This window comes from Veillonellales bacterium (assembly GCA_039680175.1).
Taxonomy (GTDB): Bacteria; Bacillota; Negativicutes; order JAAYSF01; family JAAYSF01; genus JBDKTO01.
In genome coordinates this window covers 44,610-65,958 of the sequence record JBDKTO010000069.1, presented here as the reverse complement: position 1 = coordinate 65,958, position 21,349 = coordinate 44,610, and the positions used below count along the sequence as shown (strand labels likewise).

Annotated in this window: 23 protein-coding genes, 3 tRNA genes and 1 other RNA gene; 1 reads left to right on the top strand and 26 read right to left on the bottom strand. The window is 47.4% G+C overall.

The genetic code is table 11. The annotated features are described in order from the left end of the window. The 12 genes from ABFC84_11435 to ABFC84_11380 all read right to left on the bottom strand — a co-directional run. A partial coding sequence (locus tag ABFC84_11435) for a twin-arginine translocation signal domain-containing protein (protein ID MEN6413348.1) occupies positions 1–173 on the bottom strand: 173 nt, incomplete at its 3' end. Positions 174–357: 184 nt separating this feature from the next. Beyond that, positions 358–681 (bottom strand): thioredoxin, encoded by a 324-nt coding sequence (gene trxA, locus ABFC84_11430; GenBank protein MEN6413347.1) that lies wholly within the window; start codon positions 679–681, stop codon positions 358–360. Positions 682–747: 66 nt separating this feature from the next. Then, positions 748–1,101, bottom strand: an RNA gene (rnpB, locus tag ABFC84_11425) — RNase P RNA component class A. Between the two features lie 147 nt (positions 1,102–1,248). Then, entirely contained in the window at positions 1,249–1,956 is a 708-nt protein-coding gene (locus ABFC84_11420; GenBank protein ID MEN6413346.1) for a hypothetical protein, read from the bottom strand. Between the two features lie 61 nt (positions 1,957–2,017). After that, positions 2,018–3,136, bottom strand: coding sequence for a Nif3-like dinuclear metal center hexameric protein (locus ABFC84_11415; GenBank protein ID MEN6413345.1), 1,119 nt, complete (start codon positions 3,134–3,136; stop codon positions 2,018–2,020). Then, positions 3,127–3,816: a class I SAM-dependent methyltransferase gene (locus ABFC84_11410; GenBank protein ID MEN6413344.1), complete on the bottom strand. Its 690-nt coding sequence runs from the start codon at positions 3,814–3,816 to the stop codon at positions 3,127–3,129. The genes ABFC84_11415 and ABFC84_11410 overlap by 10 nt, the downstream gene beginning before the upstream one ends. A 96-nt stretch (positions 3,817–3,912) precedes the next feature. Further along, a tRNA-Glu gene (locus ABFC84_11405) sits at positions 3,913–3,987 on the bottom strand. Positions 3,988–4,008: 21 nt separating this feature from the next. Next, positions 4,009–4,083, bottom strand: a tRNA-Ile gene (locus ABFC84_11400). Between the two features lie 53 nt (positions 4,084–4,136). Then, positions 4,137–4,212 (bottom strand) — tRNA-Asn (locus ABFC84_11395). A 60-nt stretch (positions 4,213–4,272) separates the two neighbouring features. Further along, positions 4,273–5,385 carry an RNA polymerase sigma factor RpoD gene (gene rpoD, locus ABFC84_11390; protein ID MEN6413343.1) on the bottom strand — a complete coding sequence of 371 codons (1,113 nt, stop codon included), beginning with the start codon at positions 5,383–5,385 and terminating at the stop codon, positions 4,273–4,275. A gap of 45 nt (positions 5,386–5,430) precedes the next feature. Continuing rightward, positions 5,431–7,239 (bottom strand): DNA primase, encoded by a 1,809-nt coding sequence (gene dnaG / locus ABFC84_11385; protein MEN6413342.1) that lies wholly within the window; start codon positions 7,237–7,239, stop codon positions 5,431–5,433. Between the two features lie 358 nt (positions 7,240–7,597). Further along, entirely contained in the window at positions 7,598–8,593 is a 996-nt protein-coding gene (locus ABFC84_11380) for a deoxyguanosinetriphosphate triphosphohydrolase (GenBank protein ID MEN6413341.1), read from the bottom strand. A 113-nt stretch (positions 8,594–8,706) separates the two neighbouring features. Here ABFC84_11380 and ABFC84_11375 point away from each other — a divergent pair, with 113 nt between their 5' ends. Next, positions 8,707–9,177, top strand: coding sequence for an LptA/OstA family protein (locus ABFC84_11375; protein MEN6413340.1), 471 nt, complete (start codon positions 8,707–8,709; stop codon positions 9,175–9,177). Between the two features lie 92 nt (positions 9,178–9,269). Here the strand turns inward: ABFC84_11375 and glyS are convergent, their stop codons facing one another. From glyS to ABFC84_11305, 14 genes are all read right to left on the bottom strand, one after another. After that, a complete protein-coding gene (gene glyS / locus ABFC84_11370) occupies positions 9,270–11,330 on the bottom strand; it encodes a glycine--tRNA ligase subunit beta (protein MEN6413339.1) in 2,061 nt (686 codons plus the stop codon). 1 nt (position 11,331) lies between these two features. Continuing rightward, positions 11,332–12,207: a glycine--tRNA ligase subunit alpha gene (gene glyQ, locus ABFC84_11365; GenBank protein ID MEN6413338.1), complete on the bottom strand. Its 876-nt coding sequence runs from the start codon at positions 12,205–12,207 to the stop codon at positions 11,332–11,334. A gap of 130 nt (positions 12,208–12,337) precedes the next feature. Then, positions 12,338–12,487: a hypothetical protein gene (locus ABFC84_11360; GenBank protein MEN6413337.1), complete on the bottom strand. Its 150-nt coding sequence runs from the start codon at positions 12,485–12,487 to the stop codon at positions 12,338–12,340. Between the two features lie 59 nt (positions 12,488–12,546). Continuing rightward, complete coding sequence (locus ABFC84_11355) at positions 12,547–12,975, bottom strand: DUF4342 domain-containing protein (protein ID MEN6413336.1); 429 nt, start codon at positions 12,973–12,975, stop codon at positions 12,547–12,549. A gap of 49 nt (positions 12,976–13,024) precedes the next feature. Further along, positions 13,025–13,792 (bottom strand): DNA repair protein RecO, encoded by a 768-nt coding sequence (recO, locus tag ABFC84_11350; protein MEN6413335.1) that lies wholly within the window; start codon positions 13,790–13,792, stop codon positions 13,025–13,027. Between the two features lie 7 nt (positions 13,793–13,799). Further along, on the bottom strand, positions 13,800–13,937 hold the full coding sequence (locus ABFC84_11345; GenBank protein ID MEN6413334.1) for a hypothetical protein: 138 nt from the start codon (positions 13,935–13,937) through the stop codon (positions 13,800–13,802). A 27-nt stretch (positions 13,938–13,964) separates the two neighbouring features. Further along, the gene (locus tag ABFC84_11340) at positions 13,965–15,269 is read right to left on the bottom strand and encodes a hemolysin family protein (GenBank protein ID MEN6413333.1); all 1,305 of its coding nucleotides are present in this window, start codon (positions 15,267–15,269) and stop codon (positions 13,965–13,967) included. A gap of 93 nt (positions 15,270–15,362) precedes the next feature. Next, complete coding sequence (locus ABFC84_11335) at positions 15,363–15,959, bottom strand: DUF502 domain-containing protein (GenBank protein ID MEN6413332.1); 597 nt, start codon at positions 15,957–15,959, stop codon at positions 15,363–15,365. Positions 15,960–16,111: 152 nt separating this feature from the next. Continuing rightward, on the bottom strand, positions 16,112–17,008 hold the full coding sequence (era, locus tag ABFC84_11330; protein MEN6413331.1) for a GTPase Era: 897 nt from the start codon (positions 17,006–17,008) through the stop codon (positions 16,112–16,114). Further along, entirely contained in the window at positions 17,005–17,403 is a 399-nt protein-coding gene (locus ABFC84_11325) for a cytidine deaminase (GenBank protein MEN6413330.1), read from the bottom strand. The genes era and ABFC84_11325 overlap by 4 nt, the downstream gene beginning before the upstream one ends. A 15-nt stretch (positions 17,404–17,418) precedes the next feature. Next, positions 17,419–17,760: a diacylglycerol kinase family protein gene (locus ABFC84_11320; GenBank protein ID MEN6413329.1), complete on the bottom strand. Its 342-nt coding sequence runs from the start codon at positions 17,758–17,760 to the stop codon at positions 17,419–17,421. Between the two features lie 19 nt (positions 17,761–17,779). Continuing rightward, positions 17,780–18,196, bottom strand: a complete 417-nt coding sequence (gene ybeY / locus ABFC84_11315) for an rRNA maturation RNase YbeY (protein ID MEN6413328.1) — start codon at positions 18,194–18,196, stop codon at positions 17,780–17,782. Beyond that, positions 18,165–20,348: an HDIG domain-containing metalloprotein gene (locus ABFC84_11310; GenBank protein MEN6413327.1), complete on the bottom strand. Its 2,184-nt coding sequence runs from the start codon at positions 20,346–20,348 to the stop codon at positions 18,165–18,167. Before ABFC84_11310 ends, ybeY begins: the two co-directional genes overlap by 32 nt. Before the next feature lie 21 nt (positions 20,349–20,369). Continuing rightward, the gene (locus ABFC84_11305; GenBank protein MEN6413326.1) at positions 20,370–21,338 is read right to left on the bottom strand and encodes a PhoH family protein; all 969 of its coding nucleotides are present in this window, start codon (positions 21,336–21,338) and stop codon (positions 20,370–20,372) included. Positions 21,339–21,349: the final 11 nt, after the last annotated feature.

Below are 21,349 nucleotides of genomic sequence, written 5' to 3'. Positions count from 1 at the left end.
TGGAGCCAGATCACCGGCGGCAGAGGCTTCGTTTCGGCAGCTTCCACCACAGCCGGAATCATGGTCGGCGCTAGCCCTAAAATACCGGTAATCGCAACACACGTCTTAAGAAAGCTTCGCCTGCTCAGGTTTTTTTTCTGGAATACATCCCATAAGGTATCTCTTTTTTCCATATGTACCCGCCTCATTTTATATTTTTAACCGATAAACTCTAAAAATATAATTTCACAAAAATTTCATTTTTCCTGTTTATGTTTTGGCTTTTTTTATAAAAACTATAAAACTGTCCGCATTTTATCAAGCAATAAAAGACCCCCGGATAGCAACTCCAGGAGTCTTTGCCGCACATTTATAAAATTACAGTGCGCTATCAAGAGCGGCACTAATATCCTTCTGGGGCCGAAACCCAACAATTCGCTTGACTTCCTGACCATTTTTAAATATCAGCAATGTGGGGATGCTCATTACATCGTATTGACTGGCAAGTTTCTGGTTTTCATCTACATTGACTTTAGCAACTACGGCTTTACCCTCATACGTCACAGCAACAGCCTCAACTTCAGGGCCGGTCATTTTACAGGGACCGCACCAGGAAGCCCAAAAGTCTACTAAAGCAGGCTTATCCGCTTTGATTACCTTTTCTGTAAACTCATCTACGCCATTAATGTTTAATACTGACATATGAACGCCTCCTATTTTTATTATAGCAAAGGTATCTCCGATTTTACTTTTATCAGTCAAAATAGTACTACGAGTATTCAATAAGCCGAGTCCTGTTCCGCAATACGCGGTGATGATCATCTATCTGGGCCGGCAGTTGCCTGACGGCTCTAGCGACACAACCCGGAAGGTTCAGCGGGCAGCTTCATCCCTTCCCTATTTGGTCTTGCTCCGGGTGGGGTTTACCTAGCCAGTCAGTCGCCTGACTGCTGGTGCGCTCTTACCGCACCGTTCCATCCTTACCGGCTTAACCGGCGGTCTACATTTCTGTGGCACTTTCCCTGAGGTCACCCTCGCTGGACGTTATCCAGCACCCTGCCCTGTGGAGCCCGGACTTTCCTCGAATGTTTCATGAACATCCGCGATCATCTTTCCTACTCATAGTTTATTTATTTGACTGAATTAATATGATACCACGAAGTAACATCATCGTCAAGCCAAACAAACCGGCAATTTTTACTAATTAAGTTTATTGAGAAAAAACTTCCTGTAACGACTGACCTTCGCCGCTATATCCTGGGAGCAGTGCTATGCTTCTCCTATCAGCAGAATGCGTCCGCAATTGTCACAGTACATAAGAGTTGCTGCCTGACGGGACACTTGCGTAACCGGCAGGCTGCGATGGCAGCCGCTGCAAATGCCATTTTCCACTTTTGCTATGGGAAATCGCAGCTTCCGGTGCAATTCCCGATATTTGTCCAGTATCGGCAAGCTAATCTTGACTGTCAACCTTTTGATCTTTTCATCAATTTCCTGTATTCCTTTCTCCACTACAGCCACAGCCTGTGTAAACTCCTGACGCCGCTGCTCACACTGCTGCTGTTTGTCGGCCACTTGTGTCTGCAGATCCATGATTTGCTGCTCTAATTGCTCACAGTGAGCCATTTCGGCGAATATCTTTTCTTCCCGCTGGTCAATATCCGCCTTGGCCCCGTCACAGCGGCCCTTTAACTGTTCCAACTCTTTTGGATTCTTGATTTCGCCGCTATATAGCTGCTGCTCGATCAGATGATATTGCTCCATAAGAAAGCCGACTTCCTTCTCCTGTTTCTCATAGACCTGCTGCATAGCCGACAACCGGTTCCGGCTCGCTGTAATAGATTCCGTTAAGCTGTTTATTTCCTGGCACAAAATCCGTATTTTCTCCGATGAAAGCCGGTCTGCCTGAGATTGCAGGCTGTTTTTCTCCTGTTCCAGCTTCTGTATTTCCCACAAAAGGTGTAATTGATCTTGCATGCCGTCACTCCTCGCTTTTTTTTTTGACAAAATGAAAAGACAGGATCTCATTCTCCTGTCTTTAATACACGTTAAAAACATCCTGGCACACAGAATCCCCGCAAATATCCACGCTCCATTTATTCTGGACAGCCCATTGATTCAGATATTGCGCCAGGAAAGAAATCACCGGCCGTTCTGTACCAAAATGCCCGGCATCCATCACAGCAATCCCTGCATTCTGAGCATTTTGCGCCTCATGATACTTTACATCACCGGTAACCAATACATCAGCTCCGGCCATTTTTGCTTTATAAATAAGTGCTGCGCCGCTTCCGCCGCAAACAGCTACTTTTTTAATCTTCTGCTTTTCTTGCCCCGCCACACGAACAAACGGTATGTCCAGCGCCGTTTTCACTCGTAAAGCAAAATCATTTAGCGGCACCGTTTCTGTCAGTTCGCCGATCCGGCCTAAGCCAAAACCAGTTCCCCGGTTGAGCAGCGGATAAAGATCATAAGCAACTTCCTCATAGGGGTGAGCCCTCAGCACTGCTTTGATCACCCGGTTGCTGCTCTTCTCAGGCATGATCGTTTCCAGACGGATTTCTGGAACACGTTCCAGTGTTCCTTGTTTCCCAATAAAAGGATTTGTCCCGGTAAGCGGCAGAAAAGTCCCGGTTCCTTCCGACTGAAAAGCACAGTGACTGTAATTTCCAATATGTCCTGCCCCCGCCTGACTCATGGCGGTTCGAACCGCTTCGCTGTGAGTAAAAGGAACATATACCACAAATTTAACCAGTTTCTCCGTCATGCTGACCGTTAAAGGCTGAATCGCATTTAGCTGCAATTTCCGGGCTAAGATATCATTTACCCCGTCAGCAGCGATATCTAAATTGGTATGAACGGCAAACACCGCCATTCCCGCTCGGATTAATCGTTCCAATAACCGTCCCAGGGGTAAATCGGTGCGAATGGAGGTTATTGCTTTAAAAATTAGCGGATGATGAGCAACGAGCATATCGACACCATCCTCTATTGCCCGATCAACTACAGCTTCGGTAACATCCAAAGCGGTCATAATTTTATGAACATCCTGGGACGGACTGCCCAGCAGCAGTCCAACGTTATCCCAGCTTTCCGCCAAATGTCTAGGCGCCAGTTTTTCCAGCGCATCCATTACAACCTGACACTTTACAGACATGCTTGTTTAGCCTCCAACTGTTGAACTTTTGCAACCAATTCGTAATAGCGCGGTGAATTTTTGGCATTGCCGCCGGCAGACATAGCCTGCAAAATCCGGTTAGTCCGGGAAATCAGCTGTTCAATATGCGCAGCCAATAAAGGCGGCCGTTTTTGCCACAAAATCGGCCCGACTTCATACAAAATCGGCTCAATAACCGGAGAAGTTCCCGGTTCTGCGGCAATCATTTCATAAAGTCTCGACTCTTCCACAACCAGGGACTCTTCACAAATACACCAACCGTTCGCTAACAGCCAGCGACGTACGGCTGCTGCCCCAATCATCGGCTGCAGAATAAGGCGATTCAGGGATCGAGCAACCGATAACTGACCGGACAGTATAGCTACGATAGTTGTCCCCCCCATACCGGCGATAACTGCCGTATCCACTTCACCGGGAGTGACGACCGATAGCCCGTCGCCCAATCGCAGCATAATTTTTTCTTGTAATCCCAGACGTTCAATCGTTTCCTTAGCGGATTGGTAAGGTCCCGCATGAACCTCGCCGGCTATTGCCCAGGAAATCTGCTGTTTTTGGATCAGAGTAATCGGCAGATAAGCATGATCTGTACCGATATCCGCCAGCCGGGCTCCCTTAGGCACCAAGGCAGCGATTGCATTCAAACGCTCTCGGAGTCGCAATGTATCACCTCTAACAAGTTCCTATGACTATGATATGTATAGTATACTAAAAACGCAAAAAATGCAAAGCATATGCTTTGCATTTTATTCTAAATATGGTGACCCGTGCGGGAATCGAACCCGCGATACCGCCGTGAAAGGGCGGTGTCTTAACCGCTTGACCAACGGGCCATAACATCATCTTTCGTAATGTGGTGGGCCCACCTGGGATCGAACCAGGGACCAGCCGGTTATGAGCCGGCTGCTCTACCGCTGAGCTATAGGCCCTAGAGAGTATAAAACAGGTTTTCCGAAGAAAGCCTGCTGCTGAAAACTATAAATGGCTCCTCGAGTAGGACTCGAACCTACGACCGATCGGTTAACAGCCGATTGCTCTACCAACTGAGCTATCGAGGAACGTCACTAACAAAACATATTATAGAACAATGTTAACTTCCCGTCAAGATATTTTTAATTTTATTCTAAAAAGTCTTTGAGCTTTTTACTGCGGCTGGGATGGCGCAGCTTTCTCAGCGCCTTGGCCTCAATTTGCCGAATCCGTTCACGGGTAACACCGAAATGCTGACCTACTTCTTCCAAAGTACGTGCCCGGCCATCATCCAAACCGAACCGCAGCCGTAATACTTTTTCTTCCCGCGGCGTCAGTGTTTCCAAAACTTCTTCCAGCTGTTCCTTTAGCAGCATAAACGATGCAGCTTCGGCCGGTGCCGGCGCATCCTGATCCTCAATAAAATCACCAAGATGAGAATCCTCTTCTTCGCCAATCGGCGTTTCCAGGGATACCGGCTCCTGGGCAATCTTCATGATTTCCCGCACCCGTTCCACCGTCACTTCCATTTCCTCGGCAATCTCTTCCGGCAACGGCTCCCGCCCCAATTCCTGCAACAACTGCCGGGAAACCCGAATCAGCTTGTTAATCGTTTCCACCATATGCACAGGTATCCGGATAGTCCGGGCTTGATCGGCAATCGCCCGGGTAATTGCCTGACGAATCCACCAAGTAGCGTAAGTACTAAATTTATATCCCTTACTATAATCAAATTTTTCCACTGCCTTAATCAATCCCAGGTTGCCTTCCTGAATAAGATCCAGAAACAACATGCCACGACCAACATACCGTTTTGCAATACTCACTACCAAACGCAAATTAGCCTCTGCCAGACGCCGTTTAGCTTCTTCATCACCCTGTTCCATACGCTTGGCCAGCTGAATTTCCTCATCTGCCGTCAACAGGGGCACCCGGCCGATTTCTTTTAAATACATCCGCACCGGATCATCAATACTAATGCCTTCCGGAATCGTCAAATCTACGTCCGCTTCTTCCGGAGCGGCTTCTTCCATTTCTGACACATCGTGGTCGTCTAGTGTTTCCGCTTCGGGAATCTCATCAACAATTTCAATCCCCTTGTTGGTAAAAATTTCATACATATCATCAATTTCATCCGGAGATAAATCTTCGCCTTGGAGAGTGTCCATGATTTCACCATACGTCAGTACGCCACCACGTTTTTCCCCTTTATGCAGCAATTCAGCAACATGCGCATTTGATATGCCTTTTTTCTCAGTCATTTACTCCCCTCCTCCCTGGCGGAAACAATACTACACAATTTTGGCTTATTCATAATGTAATTTGCTAATTTCATGTTTAATTCGCTGACTTTCCGCTAATTCCTGCAGATAGCCACTATCCCCCATACGTTCTAATTCATCCGCTTTTAAACGATGCTCTTCATACAGCACTTTCATATTAGCCAAATGAACAGCCCGAATACAATCCTCGATCAGATTTACAACATCATGATTACACTGTATATCGATCAACATAATATGCGATAATTCATTATTGGCTGCTTCACTTAAAGAAATCGCCCAGGCAGTATCCTGAATATTTTTTCCTATAGTATACACATTAAAAATAGCTTTCATTATGCCCCGGCGCTCAGCACTGCGGATTTCTTCCAAAGGAATTTGTGCCTGTATATAGGGAATCAGTGTATTATCCTCGCACATCATCCGGATAATCGTTCGCTCCGCCTGATCAGCAGCAGCAGCCGGTTGGCTGGACAACGCCAGTTTCGTAATATTCTTCCCTACATTTACATTTTTATCCTTTTTAGCCGCTAGTAAAAATTTATGAACCTCGCTACGTATGGCGCTCTCATCAATTGCCAATGTCTGCGCTATATGAGCAATATGAGCGTCCACTTCTACGGCGTTATCCGCCTCCGCCAAGGCTGGAACGACTTTGCCCACTACTGCTACTTTCCCTTCAAGCCCGGAATAATCAATATTGCGAAACGCTTGCTTCACTTGGTAATCCAGCAAGGCATCCGCACTGGCAAGTAAAGCGCGAAATGCATCTGCCCCATTGTTGCGAATAAACTCGTCCGGATCCTTATCTCCCGGTATAGAAACGACACGGACGGAAATTCCCTGCTTTCGCACGATTGTCAGTGCCCGCAGCGTAGCATTCTGCCCGGCAGCATCACTATCGTAAGCAAAAACGATTTCGGCAGCATGACGCTGAATACATCTGGCCTGATCGGGAGTAAAAGCAGTCCCCAAAGAAGCCACTACATTGTCTATCCCGGCGGCATGAGCGCTAATCGCATCCATGTAGCCCTCTACCACAACTGCCTGCCCCTGTTTGCGAATTGATGGATAAGCAAGATCAAATCCATACAAAATATGACGTTTATTGAAAACTGCGGTTTCCGGCGAGTTTAAATATTTCGGCTGCCCGTCATCCAGCACCCTGCCGCCGAAGCCAACCACTCTTCCTCTGGCATCATTAATCGGAAACATAACCCGGTTACGGAAGCGATCATAAACACCATCCCCGCCGGATCGTTCTACAGCCAAACCGGCTTTCAGCAACAACCCTTCCTCCTGGCCGCGCTCCCGAAGGGCAAGCGTCAGTTTATCCCAGGCAGCCGGGGCGAATCCAAGTTTAAAGGTATTCACAGTCTCCCCGGAAATGCCGCGTGATAATAAGTATGCCCGGGCAGCTTTACCATAGCCGGTTTTTACCAGACAGGAATGAAAAAAGTCGCGCGCCAGTTCATTGACCCGGTATAATCTGGCTGCTTCCTTTTCCCGCTCCCGCTCTTGTGCTGTTTTCTCCTTTTCCGGTAAGGGAATATTCATTTTTTCAGCCAGCAGTTTGACTGCGGCCAAAAAATCAATATTTTCAATTTTCATAAGAAAGTTAAATACATTACCGCCGGTTTGGCAACCAAAACAATAGAAGAATCCTTTATCCGGCGTTACCGAAAAAGACGGCGTTTTCTCCTGATGAAAAGGACAGCAGCCCCAGTAATTCTTACCCTTCTTTTTTAAAGGTACATAGTCCGAAATTACCCGGACGATATCACTGTCGGAACGCAATCTATCAATAAAATCATCAAAAGCAGCATCTTTCATACCCTCACCCTTACACAACACACGCACACCTATATGGGGTATTGTTCATTACATTATAATTCAAATGAACGCGATATATACATTGCTACCCTATATTTCATGATTTCGCGGTTTTCTTATATTTTCCTGCTCTGCAGTTTTCCCCGGTGCTTCCCGCTGCAGCGTAAAACAACTCAAAAGCATAATTTATATATCAGTTCAGGTTTGACTTAATTCGATACATTTCAACATAATCCTGCTAAACAGCGCCGTATAATTTTAGATAATCTTTTCCCCACTTTATTTTTATTCAAGATAAAACTTAAAATTCCTCTTATACCTCTTGACAAAACTCATTAATTTTGCTAAAGCACATATCTTACTGTTTAATCCACCTCGCCGGAATAAACAGCTGCTCAAACAAATGAATCGCGTACATATCGGTTAATCCGGCAATATAGTCGGTAACCGTCGTCTGCAGCCCCCACTCCTTCTCCCGATTCATAAATTCCACGGGCAAATCAGCCGGATTCTCCATAAAATACTCAAACAGTTTATGAATAACATGCTGAGCCTTTTTCCGGTCCGGCTCCAGCACAGGGGAATGATAGATTCGGGAAAACATAAATTCCCGGAAGTGATCCATGGCGGCCTTGACATCCGGCGACATTTTGATTTCATTCAAACCTTCCGACGACTGAATCATATCGGAAACCATCACCGTAATCATATTCGACGGTTTCGTCCCCAGCGTATCTGCCACATTCGGCGGCAGCTCTCCCGGCTTGATCATTCCCGCCCGAATCCCATCATCGTAATCGTGGCACAAATAGGCAATGCGGTCCCCATTTCGTACAATACTGCCTTCCAGTGTAAAGGGTTTACTGCCGCCGGTATGGTTCACAATCCCATCTTTTACTTCCAATGTTAAATTTAACCCCTGTCCATCTCGTTCCAGATATTCTACCACACGCAAACTTTGTTCGTTATGATTGTAGTGGCCGATAATGTCACGCAATGCATACTCCCCGGCATGGCCGAAAGGTGTATGGCCGACATCGTGACCTAAGGCAATTGCCTCGGTTAAATCCTCATTCAGCATCAGTCCCCGGGCAATGGTCCGGGAAATCTGCGCCACTTCCAGGCTATGCGTCATTCGCATACGGTAATGATCACCCGGTGATATATACACCTGCGTTTTATGCTTTAAGCGCCGGAAAGCTTTGCTGTGAATAATCCGGTCACGGTCACGCTGAAATGCAGTACGAAAATCGCATGCCGTTTCTCCCTGAGACCGCACGGCTTCCCGGCTTTTTCTGGCAAAAGGCGACAATATTTTATACTCCTGAGCTTCAACGCGTTCCCGAACATTCATGACACAGCCCTCCCGTTTCTATTGTGACTATACAAGGAACTCCATTTTTTCCCTACTCAAACCGCGGTAAAACCTGCTATAATAGAAATAAAAAAAGAAAGGATCCTTTTCTTATGAAACGAAAAATACCTTTACTTTGCCTGCTGATCGTATTCCTGCTAACAAACATCACCTTTGCCGCTATGCCTTCCATTACGGCCGATAGGCAGTATTTCGATGTCAATACCGGCCTTCAGGTTTTAAGCGGCAATGTGCATATTGAACACAAAGGACGAACCGTTACCGCCGGCGAGGCCAAAACCAACATGGTTGAAATCTGGGGCTCAGGCGGAATTACCTTCACTCAGGATGACATATACTTTTCCGGCGACAGTGTTTACGTCTACTTTCCTAATCATTTGGCTCAAATCAACGGCGGCGTTTCCTTTTCCCGCGACGGAATAAAAATCACTGCCGACAAGGTGAATTTCAACTGGGACACGAAAATAGCCGACTTTAACGGCAATGTTTGTGTCGCACAGGGCAATACGACTTGGACGGCAGACAGCGCAAGTTACAATGTTGCAGCAAATACGTTTAACTAAAGGATACGCTAAAAATTTTTTAATTCCTTTAACGGATTGAAAAGAATATAAAAAACCTGTACGTAACGTACAGGTTTTTTATTGCATATTTACTAAACTATTTTGCTTAAATCCGCCAGTTTCCCTGTCAGGCCGACAATTGCTTTTAACAGCGCCAGCCGATTGCGGCGAATCGCTTCGTCCTTATCCATAACCATCACCGCTGCAAAAAAAGCATTAATCGGAGCGTTTAACCCGGCTAAGACAGGAAAAACGCCGGCATAATCCTTTTCTCTTGTCTTGTCGTCAATGGATTGACGGGCGGCGGTAAGTGCATTATACAAAACGTGTTCCGCCTCGTCAGTAAATAATGAGCTGTCGACGGTGCTGTCAGCAGCAGCATTTTTCGCCAGATTCCCCGCCCGGTTAAAAGCCTGCACCGTTTTTTCCATGACAGGCGTACTGCCCTCGGCCTTCATTGCTTTCGCCCGCAGCCAGCTGTCATACAGATCGTCGGTGCCAACCGCCATCACCGCATCAACCATATCATAGCGCACGGCTTCGTCCGCTAAAACATTTTTGAGCCGCAGGCGGAAAAATCCCTGAATTTCTTCAAGTAATCCGGCCTGCTGTTTTGCCTCACGGATGTCAAGCAGCTCCATAGCATATTTTATTACTTCACTTAATGAAATATGATAGTTTGCGTCAATTAAAATATTTACAATTCCCAGGGCCTGACGACGCAAAGCATAGGGGTCCTGAGAGCCGCTGGGAATTAAGCCGCGGCTGAAAGTAGCCACAATATTATCAATTTTATCGGCAATGCTGATCGCCCTGCCTGCCGGCGACGCCGGCAGCACGTCGCCGGCAAACCGAGGTAAATAATGTTCGAAAATGGCTTGGGCGACTGCACTCTCTTCCCCGTTCAAAAGGGCATATTCCCGTCCCATAACTCCTTGCAGTTCCGTAAATTCACAAACCATTCCCGTCACCAAATCAGTCTTGGACAATTTAGCCCCACGGGCGACTATACCGCGCAAGCTGCTGTCGGCACCGGTGATTTCAGCAATTCTGTCCGCCAGTTTCTCTATGCGGCTGGTTTTATCGTATAACGTACCCAATCCTTCCTGAAACACGATTGTTTTCAATTTCTCCACCCGCTGAGCTAAGGGAACTTTCTGATCCTCTTCAAAGAAAAACTGGGCGTCGGCCAGCCGGGCCCGCAGCACCCGTTCATTACCATGCCGCACAATGTCGATATAGTCGGCGCCGCCGTTGCGTACAGTAATAAAATAAGGCAGCAGTTTTCCTGCCTTCGACACAACCGGAAAATAGCGCTGATGTTCCCGCATCGGCGTTATCACGGCTTCCGGCGGCAGCTTTAGGTACTTCTCTTCAAACCGGCCGCATAAAGCAGTCGGATATTCCACTAAATAAACAATTTCCTCCAATAAATCCTCGTCAATCGCCGCCGTTCCGCCTTGCCCGATCGCTATCTTTTCCACCTGTTCCCGAATAACCCTGCGGCGAATCTCCGGATCAACCATCACATGGCCTTCCGCCAGCTTGGTAAAATAATCATCGGCAGATTGCACCACAATCTCACCCTTACTGAGAAAGCGATGACCACGGGTCGTATTCCCCGTATGCACCCCGGCAACGGTAAACGGCACAATATCGCGGCCATACAGACACAACAGCCAGCGGATCGGCCGGACAAACCGCATATCCAAACTTCCCCAGCGCATATTTTTCGGAAAACTTAAACTATGAATGATATCCTGAAGCAGATCCGGCAGCAATTCTGCCACTGCCCGTCCGGCTTCGTGAACCATAGCATAAACGTATCCGTCTTTTTCGACTAAATGACTGACGTCCAGCCCCTGCCCCCTGGCAAACCCATGAGCCGCTTTGGTCGGAGCGCCTTTATCATCAAAAGCGATTTTGACGGAAGGTCCTTTATTTTCACTTTTTTTATCGGCTTGCTGCCCGGCAACTTCCCGGACAATCAAAGTCATGCGGCGAGGCGTCCCCACAGTCTGAACCGCCTCATATTGAATCCGCCCTTCCTCCAGCTTCTCCGCTGCCAGAGAGCGCAATTGCACCAATATTCCCGGCATAAATCTTGCCGGGATTTCTTCCGTACCGATTTCCAATAACAGATCTTGCGGCATGTTAGTTACCTCCTTTAAGCAGCGGATAGCCTAATTTTTCCCGCTGTTCCAGATACCCCTGGGCGCATAGCCGGGCCATATTCCTGACTCTGCCGATAAAAGCGGTCCGCTCACTGACGCTGATTGCCCCCCGGGCATCCAGCAAGTTAAAGGTATGGGAACACTTCAATACATAATCATAGGCCGGCAGAACGTAGCCCAGCTCAATAACGCGTATCGCTTCCCGTTCATACATATCAAATAATTGAAACAACATAGCTGTGTCCGCAATCTCAAAATTGTAAAAAGATTGTTCCACCTCGTTGCGGTGAAAAATATCGCCATAAGTAATGTTGGCAACCCATTCAAGATCAAACACATTTTCTTTTCCTTGAATATACATAGCCAAACGTTCCAGGCCATAGGTAATTTCTACTGCCACTGGTTTTACATCGATACTTCCTACCTGCTGAAAATAAGTAAATTGCGTAATCTCCATTCCGTCCAGCCAAACTTCCCAGCCCAGCCCCCAGGCGCCTAATGTGGGCGATTCCCAGTTGTCTTCCACAAACCGGATATCATGTTTATCCGGCTCAATCCCCAACTGGGCTAAGCTGGCGAGATAAAGCTCCTGAATATTAGCCGGCGACGGCTTCATAATTACCTGAAACTGGTGGTGCTGAAACAACCGGTTGGGATTATCGCCATAGCGTCCGTCCGCAGGACGGCGGGATGGTTCGACATAGGCCACATTCCACGGCTCCGGACCTAAAGCCCGTAAAAAAGTAGCCGGGTTCATCGTTCCTGCCCCTTTTTCCACATCATAGGGCTGTTGAAGAATACAATGCTGTGCCGCCCAAAAATTTTGTAAAGAAAGGATAATTTCCTGAAAAGTCATACACGTTTCGCCTCCTTGAGTTCATTTATAAAAAATAAAAAGCCTCTCTTCCCGGTAACATAATGTTACAGGGACGAGAGACTTATTCCCGCGGTTCCACCCTGATTGGCCAAAATCGACCCACCTTATATTATATAGCGAAGTTTACTCTCCGGCCCGTCGCATTCTCTGCAACCTGCACCGGATTTCCTTCCGCAGCTTGGGAGAGCCTTCGCCGGCCTGTTTCCCGGGCTTGCACTATCCCCAGGTCGCTGCTGCCGCCAGCTACTATTTCCCGCATTGCCATAACAATCTAATGTACCATTAAATATACCAAAAATCATTGTGGTTGTCAAACACTTAAAGAATATCCGTCTTGCCTCTCTCCTCTTCGGACGGCTCCGCGCCGGTAGCATCGTCATCCCGTATGACTTCAATGGTGCAGCTTTTGAATACGGCAAGGACTACGCCCAGAGCTGCCAGCTGCGGCAGCGCAATAGCACCGATCGCCCCGACGGACACCGGAATCTCCAAAAGCACCCTTCCCTCGTGTTTAATGCGGATCTTATTTACATTACCTTTATGAAATAGTTCTTTTACTTTATCAATCACTTCATTCGACCGGACTGAAAATTCTTCCGTCCATCTTGTCTGCTTATTGCTTTCCAGCTCAATTAAAGCTTCGATGACATCTCCCTGATTACGTTCCAGAGCTTCTTTTGCCTCCCTGTAGGATAAACCGGTGCGTTCCCGTAAAATATCAATCTTAGCTAACGTTATTTCTTCCATAAGCTGACGCCCCCTTTATGCATTTTAATTTCCCCCTGAGTACAGCACTTTATTCGTTCCGTTCCGGTTTATCTGACGGTGAAAAGGCCGTCACCTGTTGAATAAAGTCCATGGATTTTAGCGGCTTGTCCATCTGGCAAAGCAGATAGTCCGCCAGTATTTTTTCCGACTGAATCAGCGTCGCGCCGCTCACTGAAAAATGGCCGGGATTACTCCAGTTTAAGCCTAATAGAATATCAATAAATTCAGCTGAGGACTGATGAAAAGCCAAAAGGCCGGCATGACCGCACTCTAAACAGACTCCTCCCCCAGCCGTTGTATCAAAATATGCCGGAAAATGAAGTTTCCGGCTGCATACCACACAATGCCGGTACTCCGGTAAATAACCGGCGAGAGCCAATAGCTGCCAGGCTCCGGCAAGAGCCACTACCCGGGGATTGCGCCGGGAAACGAACTGAAACAGCTGCAGCAGCAAATCAAAGACCTGCGGCTCCGGCTGCCGTTCCGGACAAAGTTCAGCCGCTAATTCCGCCAAAAAAGTAGCATACGCCATACATGTCAAATCTTCCCGTAATTGTCGAAAAGAATTCCTGGCTTCATACTGCTTTACAGAGTCCAGATTTTTGCCAGCCTGCAGCGATAAGTCGACATGCATAAACGGCTGCATTCCCGCTGCCAAGCGGCTTCTTGGCCGTCTGGATCCATAAGCGACCGCCGTGATCTTGCCGAATTCACGGGAAAGTAAAGTGACCATCCTGTCCGCTTCGCCGAAATTACGCACCGCTAACAAGACTGCTTCCGTTTGATATTGTGCCATAATATACTCAAGTGATATCCGCGTGAGTCTGCGAAAATGTTTTCCCTTGGCTGCCATCTGCTTCACTAAAGGAACGATACGCCAAATAGGCCCCGATATGCCCGGTACTCTGGAAGATTTCCCACATAAGATCCCGCAGCAACACTCGACATCATCCTTCCCACGTCGTATTTTATTCTTCGTCAGCAACCGTACCCGGGACGGGTATTGCTTTCACCCGTACAACACGAAAACCATTCACTTTCAGCACGTCAAAAGTATAATCACCAATGGCTACTTGATCGCCTACTTCCGGCCGGCGGCCCAGCAGTCCGAAAATATAACCGCCGATGGTATCCTCCTCATGTTCTTCCAGCTCGATATGCAGCAGTTCAAAGACCTCATCCAGCAATACCCGGCCGTCAAATTCATAGCTGTGATCCGGCAGACGCTGAATTTCCGTCTCCATAATTTCATCATGCTCATCCTGGATATCACCGACAATTTCTTCGATAACATCCTCCAGGGCAACTAATCCGGCCGTACCGCCGTATTCATCCGCCACCACAGCCAAATGAATGCGCTTACGGCGCATGACCTGCAGCAATTTCGCTACCGACATGCCTTCCGGTACAACCAGAATTTCCCGCATGACAGATTTTAAATCTTTTGCGGCGGCTTTATCGTCTAACCCAAAATCCATTAAGTCGCGAAGATGGATCATGCCGATAACATGATCTTTATCATCTAAGCACAAGGGAAACCGGGTGTGATGCGATTCTCTGACCACCCGCATATTTTCCTCAAAGGAATCCTCGGTAAACAGGCAGATCATATCCTGACGAGGCACCATCACTTCCCGTGCCAGCCGGTCGGCAAAATCAAATACATTATCCAGCAGTTCGCTTTCCATTTGGTCCAATACGCCGCCGCGCTGACTGGCGCTGACTATCATCCGCAGTTCTTCCTCCGAATGAGCCAGATCTCCTTCATTGGCAGCTTTTAAGCCAATCAGGCCTAAAATAGCATGGGAAGCATGATTAAACAGAACAATGATCGGATAGCCGATCTTATGAAAAATATAAAGCGGCAGCACCGTCCGCAGCGCAATACTCTCCACTCGCTGAATCGCCACGGATTTCGGCACCAGTTCCCCCAGTACAATATGCAAAAAAGTAACAATAATAAAGCCAATAGTAATACTAATCGTTGTAATCAGCCATCCGGATCCGGGCACATATTGCAGCAAAACCGGCTCCAAAAGAGCGGAAATCGCCGGCTCCCCCAGCCAGCCCAGAACAAGGGAAGCCACGGTAACACCCAGCTGAGTTGCACCAAGGTAGGTGTCAAAAGAAGATACGACTTTCAACGCCAAAGCCGCTCTCTGGTTTCCCTGCTGAACCAATTCTTCCAACCGGGTCCGGCGGATTTTAACTAATGAAAACTCCGCCATTACAAAAAAAGCATTGATCAAAACGAGTACAAATGCTCCTAACAGCTTAAGACCTATATAGATAGGCGAATCGATAACGCATCTCTCCCTCGAAGGCTAGTACAAAACGGCAATCCCCCAAGATAGATTTAGCCGCATTTATTTCATTTTCGGCGCATTATGATTGTGTTCCTGAGGCATAATCGCTCCGGCGGTAATGACATATTGCAAAGCACTCTCACTGGTTACGTCTAAAAATATTATATCCCGTTTCGGAACAATAATATTAACGCCTGCCGTCATATTAAGGCTCATAGGTATAAATACACAAACATGTTCTTCCGTCAGTTCGGCCGCCAGCGGCGATGATAAATCCGGCATCAGAAATCCCAATGCTTTCACCCCCGGATGGGGATAGGGTACTAAAACCGGCTGCTTTAATAATTGCTGGGACTCAAATACCGCTGTTGAAAGCTGCTTCACACTTTTATAAATAAATTTAACTACCGGTATCGACTCCAGTATCCGCTCGCCAAAATCCAGCAGCCGCTTCATCAGCCAATAGGAAGATAACCAGCCTACCATTACAATAAGCAGAAACACTGTCAATAAACCGACGCCGGGAAAGTGAATCGGCAAATACCTTCCCAGAATCATTTCCGCAAAGGAAAAAATCTGTATAATTACATACGCCGTAATCGCGATTGGAACAATGACAATCAGACCATTTAAAAATTTGTTAGATATCCACCGCATAATTCACCCCTCTTTACAAATGATACCATTTGTAAGCACCGTGGTCAATAAAATAAGACCAAGTCCCGGCCTATTAACTCCCGGAAAAAATATAAAGAGCTGTCGGCAAGCGACAGCCACAACAGATATCCTGATATCTTTACCCTATTCGGTTATTCAAAGCCAAAGCTTCGCAGTATTCCTTCCCGGTTGCGCCAGTCTTTCTTGACTTTAACCCACAAATCCAAAAATACTTTAGAGCCCAGCAAGTTTTCAACATCTATTCTCGCCAGCCGGCCTATCTCTTTCAGCAGCCGCCCGCCGGCGCCGATAACAATTCCCTTTTGCGATTCTCTTTCCACATAAATAACCGCTCTGATATATAAATCAGCATTATGCCTGGTAGTAATTTCTTCAATATCGACCGCAACGGCATGGGGAATCTCGTCGCGAGTAGCCAGCAAAACTTTTTCCCGGATCATTTCGGCAATTACCATGCGTTCCGGTTGATCGGTGACCATATCCTCCGGATAATACTGAGGACCCGGTTCCAAATATTTTTTTATTTCGCCAACTAAGTCAGGCAAATTGGTCTTTTCCAAGGCGGATATCGGCAGCACCGCCGCAAAATCATACTGGGACGTATATTTTTGAATGATCGGTAATAACTGCTGCTTCGATATTTTGTCTATTTTATTTACCGCCAGCAGCACCGGAGTTTTCACCTCCGCCAGCCGTTCCAAAATATAGCGTTCGCCGCTGCCCAAAGACTCCGTGGCATCAACAACAAATAAAATTACATCCACTTCGCGCAATGTTTTTTCTGCTGTCTGAACCATATATTCGCCAAGTTTGTGCTTGGGTTTATGAATTCCCGGCGTATCGATAAACAAAATTTGGGCATCTGCCAGCGACAACACACACAATATCTTATTGCGAGTCGTCTGCGGTTTATCGGACATAATGACCACCTTCTGTCCAATCAGACTGTTGACTAAGGTGGACTTCCCCACATTCGGCCGACCGATAACCGCTACAAATCCGGACTTATATTCTTCCGGTTTTTTCAACCTTCAACACCTCCTGCTAAGTCGCTTTCGCCAAATGAATACGGCAACAGTTCTGTTAAACTCACAATCAGCGGCTTCCCTTTTAGATTGCTCATGATAACCGTTGCTATACCAAATTCGGCCATTACCTGGAGGCAGGCACCGCAAGGCGACGTTGGCCCCGGTGTATCGCCTACTACTGCCAAGGCCAGCAGCTTGTCCTCCCCCTCGGAAACCGCTTTGAAAATAGCCGTTCGTTCCGCACAAATCGTCAAACCATAAGATGCATTTTCAATATTGCAGCCACTATAAATCCGGCCGCTTGCCGTTAGCACGGCAGCACCCACTTTAAACCCGGAATAGGGGGCGTAGGCTTTTCCCCTTGCCTGCCTGGCAGCATTCACAAGCTCCTCCATCGGGCATTCCCTCCCTTACCCTAACAGTCTGGGCAGCAGCAGAACATAACCAACAAGCAGCGAGGCGGCAGCAGTCACCAAAACCGCACCTGCCGCCACATCTTTGGCGATCTTCGCCAAAGGATGAAACTCCGGTGAAACCAGATCCACCACTCGCTCAATGGCCGTATTAAACATTTCCGCCACCAGGACAGCTGTCACCGTTAACAGCAAAATCAACATATCCCGGCCTTCCAATTCCAGCCGCCAGGCCAATCCGGCGACGACTGCCGCTGCCACACCATGAATTTTCATATTCCGCTCCGTCTGAAAACAATAAAGAATGCCGGCAGCCGCATGGTAAAAGGATCGCAACATACTTTTTTCCCTTTTCATGCTACTTCCTTGTTATGCCTAACAGCCCTAAAATATGTTCTTCTTCACCGCGCATTTCCTGACGATCGGCCTCCTTCAGATGATCATAGCCCAATAAATGCAGCATGCCATGCACCGTTAAAAAAGCCAGTTCCCGTTCCAAACTGTGATTGTATTCTGCCGCCTGCCGCGCCGCCGTCGGCAGAGAAATAACAATATCCCCTAATAAAGTTTCACCCGGCCCGTCGATCACCTCCGGTTCGTCCCCTTCATTGAGGGCAAAAGACAAAACATCGGTAGCGCAGTCTTTTCCCCGGTAAGTGCGATTTAACTCACGAATCGCAGCATCATCCACTAAAACAACGCTCACTTCAGTATCCGCCTCAATGCCATACGCCTCAGCCGCCTCATTTAACACTGTCGTCACGATTTGTTCCATTTGTGGCGTTACCGTCATCTTTTCCTGGGAGCTGCTTATTACTATTTCCATTTTTCGGCTTTCTCCTTTCCAGTTCAGTTAACGCTTCCGGATATTCGATCCGGGTATGAAACATACCGGATAAAACCCGGATATAAACATCGCCGATAATATTCAAATCCTTCAATGTCAGATTGCATTCGTCAAATTGCCCGTCATTGAGCCGTTCCCGAATCAATTTGCGAACCATAGCCTCGATCCGGTTGACATTCGGCTTGGCAATGGATCGGACCGCCGCCTCGCAAGCATCGGCCAGCAAAATCAAAGCAGCTTCTTTCGTCTGCGGCCGCGGGCCTTCATAACGAAAATCGGCTTCAATAATACATTCACTGTGTTCAATTTCAGTAGCCCGCTTATAAAAATAAGAAACCAGCATCGTGCCGTGATGCTGCTGTACAATATCCATGATCACCGACGGTAGATGATAATCACGGCACAAATCCAGTCCATCCTTGATATGGGAAGTAACAATCAGCGTACTCAATGACGGCGCTATCTTGTCATGGGGGTTGTCCGTTCCTACCTGGTTTTCAATAAAAAAATACGGCCGTTTGATTTTCCCGATATCATGGTAATACGCACCCACCCTAACGGTGATCGGATCGGCGCCAATTAAACCGGCTGCCGTTTCAGCCAGATTGCCCACCAAAACGCTATGGTGATACGTCCCCGGTGCGTCCAGCAGCAAGCGCTGCAGCAACGGATGGTTGGGCTGCGCTAACTCCAATAATTTAATTGGCGTCGTTATATTGAAGGTATGTTCCAAATAGGGCAGTAAGCCGATAGTAATGACCGCCGAACCGACCCCGCTGATGAGGCCCATCAGTCCCTGGGTCAAAATCTGCGGGCTGCTGATTTGTTCCACAAAGCCCGCCGAAGCAATAACAATAAAATTTACGGCTGCAATCCAAAAACCGGTTTTGGTTAAACTGTGACCATGATTCAGGCGCGAAACATTATAAACACCAGCCATGCTGCCAATCAAAGCGACAATTACCGGCCGCAAGTCATGTTCCACTACTATACCAAACAGCAGCGCCAGCACTACGCTGACCAATAGGCCAACCCGTGTATCAATTAAAATAGCGCTCAGCAGCGCCCCGGCGGCAATAGGGGCGGCAAAATCCGAATAATAATGCGCGACCTTGGCCATCAACAGCGTCATCAGAATAATAAGCCCCATCAGAACCACGTGCAAATCATTCTGATACACCGGATAGGCAAATTTGTATAAATAACCTAAGGCAATGCCCATAACCGTCAGCACGAAAACCGTCAGGCCAAAAATCCGCAGTTCGTTGATCTGTCCTCTATGCAGCCCCAGTTCCTCCATAGCATGGATTTGTTCATTGCTAACCACGTCGCCCCGGCGAACTACAATCTGCCCCTGTTTGATTGTCTCTCTCACCGGATCGATACTGGCCAAAGCCGCCTGCTTCCGTTTATCTGTCTCCCGTACATTTAAAATAAAATTCGGGCTTAATAAAGACTGGGTGATTCCCGCCACCGCAGCCTCCTCATTTTTATCCAGATTTAATTCTTCCGTCTCAATGACCACTTGCTTCCTGGTAATATCCAGATCGTCATCCCGGATGCCGCGCTGGAAATACTTGCGCAGTATACTGCGGGTCTGCCCTTCGGCTCTGGTTAACCCTGCCTCGTTCAAATCGGCCAGACCGGCGACGGCGGTGCTTGGTAATGCAACTGTCAGGCTCCGTTGTATTTTGTCCATTCTTTGCTCAGAGTTTGTCAGGCTGCTGTCTGTAACGGCCAGCCGGGAACCATGAAAAATCGCCGTTACACTTTCTTCTGCCTTGGTTAAAACCTCTATATCCAGATCATAAACACTAGCCACACTGGCAAGAACTTCTTCTTCCAGTTTTTTCGTTCTGGCCGCGTCCACATAAGAAACTGTCCGGGGAGCAATAATATCCCGATCGCTTACCTGTCCTTCCTGATAAGAAACTTGGTCAGGAATAAAATCAGCCGACAAAATCACCATAAATAAAAAGAAAAATGCTAACCCCAGCACAATGCGGCGTGCAACCGGTTTTGCATACACACTATCCGGCTGCACGAATAATTCTCGCAATCGGCTATAAAGCGGGATCATTCATACTCACTCCACCCAACATTATTTTTGCTGCTCATATAATTGATAGGCCTTGATAATCCGGCCGACAATTTCATGCCGGATCACATCCTGTTCACTCAACGTTATGCATTGAATTCCCGGAATACCGGAAAAAATCGCCTGGGCCTGCTTCAAGCCGGAAAGGCTGCCATGAGGTAAATCAATCTGAGTGATATCGCCGGTCACAACCATTTTTGAACCAAACCCAAGTCTGGTTAAAAACATCTTCATCTGCTGGGTTGTAGTGTTCTGCGCTTCATCAAGAATAATAAAAGAGTCATCTAAAGTACGTCCCCTCATATAAGCAAGCGGCGCCACCTCAATAATATTTTTCGTCATATATTTTTGATAGGTATCTCCGCCCAGAATATCATATAAGGCATCATACAAGGGACGAAGATAGGGATCTACTTTGTCCTGCAAATCGCCCGGCAGGAAGCCCAGCTTTTCACCAGCCTCCACTGCCGGCCGGGTAAGGATGATCCGTTCCACTTCCTTATTTTTTAAGGAAAATACTGCCATAGCAACAGCAAGATAAGTTTTCCCTGTTCCTGCCGGTCCTATTCCAAAGGTAATATAATTGTGCCGGATCGCTTCCAGATAAACCCGCTGTCCCAGAGTTTTAGGCTTAATATGGCGTCCCTTGGCCGTAACCAGTACAGTGTCGGCAAACATCTGATGCAGATGCTCCAGCCGTTCCTCTTGCAGCAAACGGATACTATAACGCACTTCATGGTCTGTGACAGCATTTCCTTCCCGATATAAAAACAGCAATTCAGTAAATAGCCGTGCCAATTTTTCTACTTCATGCCCATCTTCACCGATAATCACGACTTCATCGCCCCGGGTGATAATCCGGCTGGAAAACTGTTCACGAATCATTCGTAAATGCTCATCGTTACGTCCTAAAATTGCCACTGCTTCCTGATTATCGTTAAAACGGATCCGAGTTTCACACTGTTTTTCCATCTCGTTCTGAT